At 68.0% G+C, this 6,088-nt stretch carries 9 protein-coding genes, 1 tRNA gene and 1 other RNA gene; 6 read left to right on the top strand and 5 right to left on the bottom strand.

Going from position 1 to position 6,088, the window contains the following annotated elements; translation table 11 throughout:
• A partial coding sequence (locus tag KUG38_RS07445; RefSeq protein ID WP_216920326.1) for a glycogen/starch/alpha-glucan phosphorylase occupies positions 1–730 on the top strand: 730 nt, incomplete at its 5' end.
• Between the two features lie 27 nt (positions 731–757).
• On the opposite strand, the gene KUG38_RS07440 is transcribed toward KUG38_RS07445, so the two are convergent.
• From KUG38_RS07440 to KUG38_RS07425, 4 genes are all read right to left on the bottom strand, one after another.
• Entirely contained in the window at positions 758–1,237 is a 480-nt protein-coding gene (locus KUG38_RS07440; protein WP_216920324.1) for a DUF8661 family protein, read from the bottom strand.
• Between the two features lie 81 nt (positions 1,238–1,318).
• Entirely contained in the window at positions 1,319–1,636 is a 318-nt protein-coding gene (locus KUG38_RS07435; protein ID WP_094584336.1) for a DUF8670 family protein, read from the bottom strand.
• A gap of 89 nt (positions 1,637–1,725) precedes the next feature.
• Complete coding sequence (locus KUG38_RS07430) at positions 1,726–1,977, bottom strand: hypothetical protein (protein WP_216913533.1); 252 nt, start codon at positions 1,975–1,977, stop codon at positions 1,726–1,728.
• Between the two features lie 43 nt (positions 1,978–2,020).
• Positions 2,021–2,094, bottom strand: a tRNA-Arg gene (locus tag KUG38_RS07425).
• Between the two features lie 291 nt (positions 2,095–2,385).
• Here KUG38_RS07425 and KUG38_RS07420 point away from each other — a divergent pair.
• From KUG38_RS07420 to rnc, 4 genes are all read left to right on the top strand, one after another.
• Positions 2,386–3,057, top strand: a complete 672-nt coding sequence (locus tag KUG38_RS07420) for a hypothetical protein (protein ID WP_216920315.1) — start codon at positions 2,386–2,388, stop codon at positions 3,055–3,057.
• A 148-nt stretch (positions 3,058–3,205) separates the two neighbouring features.
• A complete protein-coding gene (locus tag KUG38_RS07415; RefSeq protein ID WP_216920313.1) occupies positions 3,206–3,973 on the top strand; it encodes an HpsJ family protein in 768 nt (255 codons plus the stop codon).
• A gap of 34 nt (positions 3,974–4,007) precedes the next feature.
• Positions 4,008–4,421: RNase P RNA component class A (gene rnpB, locus KUG38_RS07410), an RNA gene on the top strand.
• A gap of 12 nt (positions 4,422–4,433) precedes the next feature.
• Positions 4,434–5,189: a ribonuclease III gene (gene rnc / locus KUG38_RS07405; protein ID WP_216920311.1), complete on the top strand. Its 756-nt coding sequence runs from the start codon at positions 4,434–4,436 to the stop codon at positions 5,187–5,189.
• Here rnc and KUG38_RS07400 read toward each other — a convergent pair.
• On the bottom strand, positions 5,167–5,346 hold the full coding sequence (locus KUG38_RS07400) for an NAD(P)H dehydrogenase subunit NdhS (protein WP_015109734.1): 180 nt from the start codon (positions 5,344–5,346) through the stop codon (positions 5,167–5,169). The two genes, rnc and KUG38_RS07400, sit on opposite strands and share 23 nt — an antisense overlap.
• A gap of 152 nt (positions 5,347–5,498) precedes the next feature.
• Between KUG38_RS07400 and rimM the strand changes: the two genes are divergently transcribed.
• The gene (gene rimM / locus KUG38_RS07395) at positions 5,499–6,014 is read left to right on the top strand and encodes a ribosome maturation factor RimM (RefSeq protein WP_216920329.1); all 516 of its coding nucleotides are present in this window, start codon (positions 5,499–5,501) and stop codon (positions 6,012–6,014) included.
• Positions 6,015–6,088 lie beyond the last annotated feature (74 nt).

The raw sequence follows: 6,088 nt of genomic DNA, 5'->3' as shown, positions 1-6,088 counted from the left end.
TCCCGGCTATGCCATGGCCAAGCTGATCATCCGCTTCATCAACGGCATCGCCGACGTCGTCAACGCCGACCCCGACATGGACGGCCGTCTGCGGGTCATCTTCCTCGCCGACTACAACGTCAAGCTCGGTGAGCGTGTCTACCCCGCCGCCGACCTCTCCGAGCAGATCTCCACCGCCGGCCTCGAGGCCTCAGGCACCGGCAACATGAAATTCATGATGAACGGCGCCCTCACCATCGGCACCCTCGACGGCGCCAACGTCGAGATCCGCGAGCAGGTCGGCGACGACAACTTCTTCCTCTTCGGCCGCACCACCGAAGGCATCGCCGAACTCAAGCAGCAGGGCTACCGGCCCTGGGAGCTGATCAACTCCACCCCGGAGCTGCCGGAGGTGCTGCATCTGATCGAGAGCGGCCACTTCAGCAACGGCGACAAGGAGCTGTTCCGACCGCTGCTGGAGAATCTCACCGGCCGCGACCCCTTCTTCGTGCTGGCCGACTTCGAGGCCTACATGAAGGCCCAGCAGGAGGTGAGCGAGGCCTGGAGCGACCGCCCCCGCTGGAACCGCATGTCACTGCTCAACACCGCCCGCAGCGGCCTGTTCTCCTCGGATCGCTCGATCCGGGAGTACTGCGAGCGGATCTGGCAGGCGGAGGAGTTTCCCGTGACCATCACCTGCGAGATCGACGAGGCCCCGGCCAAGGGCCGCAGGCTCCCCGCCGCCCAGTGAGGGCGGCCTGAGACTGGCCGGGGCGGGTCAGCCGCCCCGGTGATCGGGCAGGTCGGGGGTCTGATGCAGCAGCCGATTGAGACGCAGCCGGTCGGCGTTGAGGGGGTCGGGGGCCAATTCACCGGCCACTTCCCGGAAGGTCTGCTCCACGGGCTCGGGCACCCTCACGTCGAAGATGCGCTCCATCAGGGCTTCGATGGAGAAGAGGTGGGCGTTGATGTTCTCCAGATCGGCCATGGCCTGCTGGATCGCCTCATTTTCAGAGGGTGCATCGGTACTGGTCTCGGCCGAGGAGATGTCGGCGGCCGAGGGGGTGGGGGGCGTGTCGCCGTCGCCGTGCTGCTTCTGGAGCTCCTCCAGCACCCGGCCGGCGAGGGTGCGGAATGACTGCAGGGCGGCCCAGTTGAGCTCCTGCTGCTGACGCAGGCTCGGATTTTCTCGGATCAGCCGGTCGTGTTCCCGATAGAACCGCTGGCAATCAGGACATTGGCAGGGCTCTTCTGGCACCGCGTCCCTTCTTTCATTCAATGGTCATCATGGCACCGACCGGGAGCTGCGGGGCAAAGTGCAGCGCCGGAGCCAAAGCGCTCAGGCGGCCATCGGGTCCTGATCGGGATGGTCCCCCGCCTCCTGGAGCAGCGGCAGGGGAATCTCGATCGAACTGACCACCTGGATCACATCGCGCAGGCGCATCGAATCGGCGAACCAGCCCATGGCCTGCTCGACGTCGCCGCGGCGCTCGGCATCGCCGGCCTGCTCCTCGTGGGCATCGGCCAGCAAGGCCAGCCAGCAGAGGCAGCGGGCCTGCACCACCGACAGATCGAGTTCATCGGGGTGGCTGTGGGCGATGGATTCGCTCTCCTGTTGCACCAGCAACCGCAGGCGCAGGTCGTGAAGCTGGGTCATCCACTGCTGACGACTGGCGACACGCTAGCGGGAGCGTCCGCTTTGGGAAGCCCACCAGTGGTAGCGCTCGTTACGGCCCAGGCCAGGGGTCAGTTGCCGGCGTAGGCGATGCCGGCCTCGACCTCGGCGATCGCCTGGTTCACCAGGTTGATCGCCCGGTCGCGGTGGCCACCTTTATTGGGGGCGGCCATCTGCAGGGACGACCGGGCGCTGAACAGCGCGTTCAGGGCGTTCTGCATGTTGGGTTGCTGGGCCACGGCGACGCCCGAGGCGACCGCCGCACCGGCGAGGAAGGCGACGGGGGTGGCCAGCCAGGGGGAGAGCAGGGGACGGGGAGCCATGGGCTTAAGAAATTCTCAAGGAAATCTAGGCCTGCCGGGGGAACGGGGCTGGCGGGACTCGAACCCACGACCTACGGTTTAGGAAACCGTCGCTCTATCCGGCTGAGCTACAGCCCCCTGCGGCCAATTATGAAGGCTGCCGGGCAGGGCCGGAAGACCGACCGCCGGTCCCATGAAAACCCAGTGGCCGCCTGACTCCGGCCGCCAGCGACCAGGGCCGCATTTGCGGGTTCACGGACATGGGAGGGGGAATTCTGTGAAACGGGTGAGAGGTGGTAGTATTTCGGCGGTACGACTCCTTTCCTCCTACCCACCATGCTTTCGCTCAGATCGCCTATAGGCCTTGGGGCTGCGCTCAGCGCAAGCCTGGCCGCCTCTTTCCTTTCCGCCACCCCGGCCCAAGCCCAGGTGTTCAACGCCCCCTCCGGCGGGTTCCCCGGTGGCGTTGAAGGCACCGCCGTCGTTGCCGCCTGCGGCAACGGCTTCGTTGCTGCCACCACCATCTTCAGCGGTTCGTTCGCCTGTCAGATCGGCGACAAGATCTACAGCAACTTCTTCCTGACCAACGACACGTCAGGTGCTCTGTCGAACGCCAATTTCCTGTTCCAGAACATCGGCGCCAACCACTCGCTGTCGGCCTTCGGTGCCTTCATCCCCGGCACCTACACGTTCGGCTACACCATGACGGTGTTTGACGCCATCAACACCGGTCAGAGCCTGGCCAGCATCCGCAACGATGCGCTGAACGCCGCCATCGGTGCCGGCGTCCCCGCCTGGACCAAGACCCTGACCGCCCTCACCAACGGTCCGACCATCACCACGGAAAGCTCCAGGGCTGGTCTGAACCAGTTCGACGACGGTCCGGTTTCGTTCCCCGTTGCCGCCCAGCCTGTCGTGGCTGATTTCATCTCCGAGCTGTTCGTGGATAACCTCCCCAACAACTTCACCCCCGGTATCAACGACACCGTGACCCAGAAGTTCGCGGAAGAGTCCGTCCCCGGCCCCCTGCCCCTCCTGGGTGCTGCCGCCGCCTTCGGCTTCTCCCGCAAGCTGCGCAGCCGCATCAAGCAGACCGTCTGATCCAGGCGTCGTCCTGCATCCCCTGCCCCCACTCCGGTGGGGGCTTTTTTTTATGTGCGGGTCGAGCCCCTCACCGGCATGAATGCCCATCCTGACAAACGGCGGGCTCCCGGTAGATTTGGCCCTGCCGTCTGAGAAAAGCCCAGTGATGGATGCGACCGAACCCAATGTTTCAGGCAGCAGTGAGGTCCGCATCGGCAAGGAGGCCGCCCAGGCGTTCTCCGTCATCGGCCTGGTGTCCCTCGGCCTGGGCCTCGTCACCCTGGTGTTCGCTTCCCTGCCGGTGCGGGTGATGGACCCCGCCTGGCAGTTGCAGCTCTCCGGCGCCTTGACGGGAGCAGGCTTTTCCCTGCTGATCGGCACCCTCCTGATCTGCACCGCCAGCGCCTTTCCCGGCGCCTCCCAACCCATCCACGGGAATGTGAAGTTGCTGCGCAACATCTGCACCTGGGTGGCGATTCTCTACCTGGTGATGATCCCGGTTCAGCTGTATGCGGGCATGCGGGTGCTGCAGCAGAAATCCGGGGAGGAGGGCCGGACCCAGGCCGCCTGGAAGAAGTTCAAGCGGCAACTGGAGGCCACCAGCAACGAGCAGGAGCTCCGCGACCTGCTCGGCAAGCTCAACCAGCCCATCAACCTGCCGCCCAAGCTGAATCAGCCGTTTCTCTCCTTCAAGCAGACCATCGTGGCCCAGGCGGATTCCCGCTTCAACGCCCTCGTCTATCAGAACGATCAGGCCCGCTCCGAGCGGCTGCAGAACTTCATCAGCGAGGCGGCCAACAACACCCTCAAGTCCCTGCTGTTCGCGGGGGGATTCGCGGCCTTCGGCCAGGGGAAGGAAGGCGGGCCGACCCTGCTCGACAAGGCGCTCGGGATCTTCGGCAACAAGCCCCGCCGCCGCGGCCGCGTGGCGTGAAGCCCCCTGGGGTCGCTGCCTACAGTGACCCCGGAAAGCAGGCGAGGTGATCGCGATCGGTGCGGTGCGGTCTTCGGGCCAGCTCCGCGGCCGGTTGAGGAAAGTCCGGGCTCCCCAATGGCCAGGCCTGCTGGGTAACGCCCAGTGCGGGTGACCGTGAGGACAGTGCCACAGAAACACACCGCCGATGGCCCGGGCTTGCCCGGCGCACAGGTAAGGGTGCAAAGGTGCGGTAAGAGCGCACCAGCGGCATCGAGAGGTGCCGGCTTGGTAAACCCCGGCTGGGAGCAAGGCCCAGGGACAGCGGTTGGCCATCTTCCCCGTCCCGATTCCCATGCGCCGCTCGAGGCCGCCGGTGACGGCGGTCCCAGACAGATGATCACCCCCCCAGCCGGCGGTCCGCCGCCGGCTGGGGAGAACAGAACCCGGCTTACGTCCTGCTTTCCCCTTTTGCCCCGCGATGACTCCCCAGCGCCGCCAGCAGATCCTGGCCTTTCTGGAGAGCCTCGGCTTCGGCGCCGCCTCCGACCTGCTGCCCCCGGATCCGGCCGCCGCGGACGCCGCCCTCGACACCCTGGATGAGGCCCTCACCCACAGCTCCACCGGCCTCCCCCGCCACCACGACCGCCTGGAGTTCCTCGGCGACGCGGTGCTGCGGCTGGCGGCCGCCGAGTTCCTGCACCGTGAGCATGCCTCCCTCAGCGTGGGCGACACCTCCGCCCTGCGGGCCCAGCTGGTGTCCGACCGCTGGCTGAGCGAGCTGGCCCGCAGCATCGCCCTGGAGCCGGTGCTGCTCATGGGGCCGATGGCCGCCGGCGACCGGGCCGGCCGCTCCACCGTGCTGGCCGAATGCGCCGAGGCCCTGGTGGGCGCCATCTACACGGTGGGGGGCGGTCCCCAGGGCGGCCTGGTGGCCGTGCAGCGCTGGCTGGCCCCCCACTGGCAGGTGAGCGCCGCCGAACTGCTGGCCGACCCCGCGCGCCACAACTGGAAGTCGGTGCTGCAGGAATGGAGCCAGGGCCAGGGCAAGGGCCTGCCCATCTACCGCAGCCACGAGCGCAGCCGGGTGCACGGGGATCCGGAGCGCTTCGAATGCCGGGTGGAGGTGGCCGACCTCAGCGGTGAGGGGCGGGGCGGCTCCCGCCGGGAGGCCGAGCAGCAGGCGGCGAAGGCGGCGCTGGCCGCGCTCGCGCTCAGGCCTGCTCCAGGGTGCTGAGCGGCACGGTCACCAGCTTGTCCCAGTTGCCGCCCTCGAACAGCACCGCGGCCATCGCCCCGCTGATGCGCTGCACGAAGCCCTGGTAGCCGTTGTAGATGGAGCGGGGATCGCGCACCACCACGGTGGAACCGGGCAGGATCGGGCTGCTGGCCATGGCGGATGCCCTGGAGGGGACCATCAAGTGGGGCCATTATCGATGCCGAAGCGTCCCGTTGGGCCCGTGACGCGATGATGCGCCGCGACGGGAGCGATCAGGCCGTGGCCGACACCAGCAACGAGGGGCATGGGGCCGACCCGGGTGAGCTCATGGCCGTGGGGCGGGTCGTGGCGGCCCAGGGCATGGGCGGCGACGTGCGCCTGCTGCCCCTGAGCGACTTCCCCGAGCGGTTCACCCGGCCCGGCCCCCGCTGGCTGCAGGCCCCCGGGGGCGAACCGCGGCCGGTGCGACTGCTGGCCGGCAGACCCGTGCCCGGCAAAACCCTGTTCGTGCTGCGCCTGGAGGGCATCGGCGACCGCAACGCCGCCGAAGCCCTGGTGGGCCAGCACCTGCTGGTGCCGGCCGCCGACCGTCCCACCCTGGAGCCGGGGGAGTTCCACCTCCTCGATCTGGTGGGCCTCCAGGTGCGGCTGCTGCCGGATCCCCAGGCCCCGATCGGCACCGTGACCGACCTGATCCACGGGGGCAACGATCTGCTGGAGGTGGAGCTCAGCGACGGCGGCCGGCGGCTGCTGATCCCCTTCGTGGAGGCGATCGTGCCGGAGGTGAACCTGGCGGAGGGCTGGATCGGCCTGACGCCGCCCCCCGGACTTCTGGACCTCTGAAACCCGCCGGGGTTCACCCGGACGCTGACGGCCGGGTGCGGCTCCGGTTGAATGGGCCCGTCTGATGGTCCTGC

The sequence above is a fragment of the Synechococcus sp. CCAP 1479/9 genome, from assembly GCF_019038535.1.
In the GTDB taxonomy this organism is placed as follows: Bacteria; Cyanobacteriota; Cyanobacteriia; order PCC-6307; family Cyanobiaceae; genus Cyanobium.
This window is presented reverse-complemented; position numbering and strand designations above follow the sequence as displayed.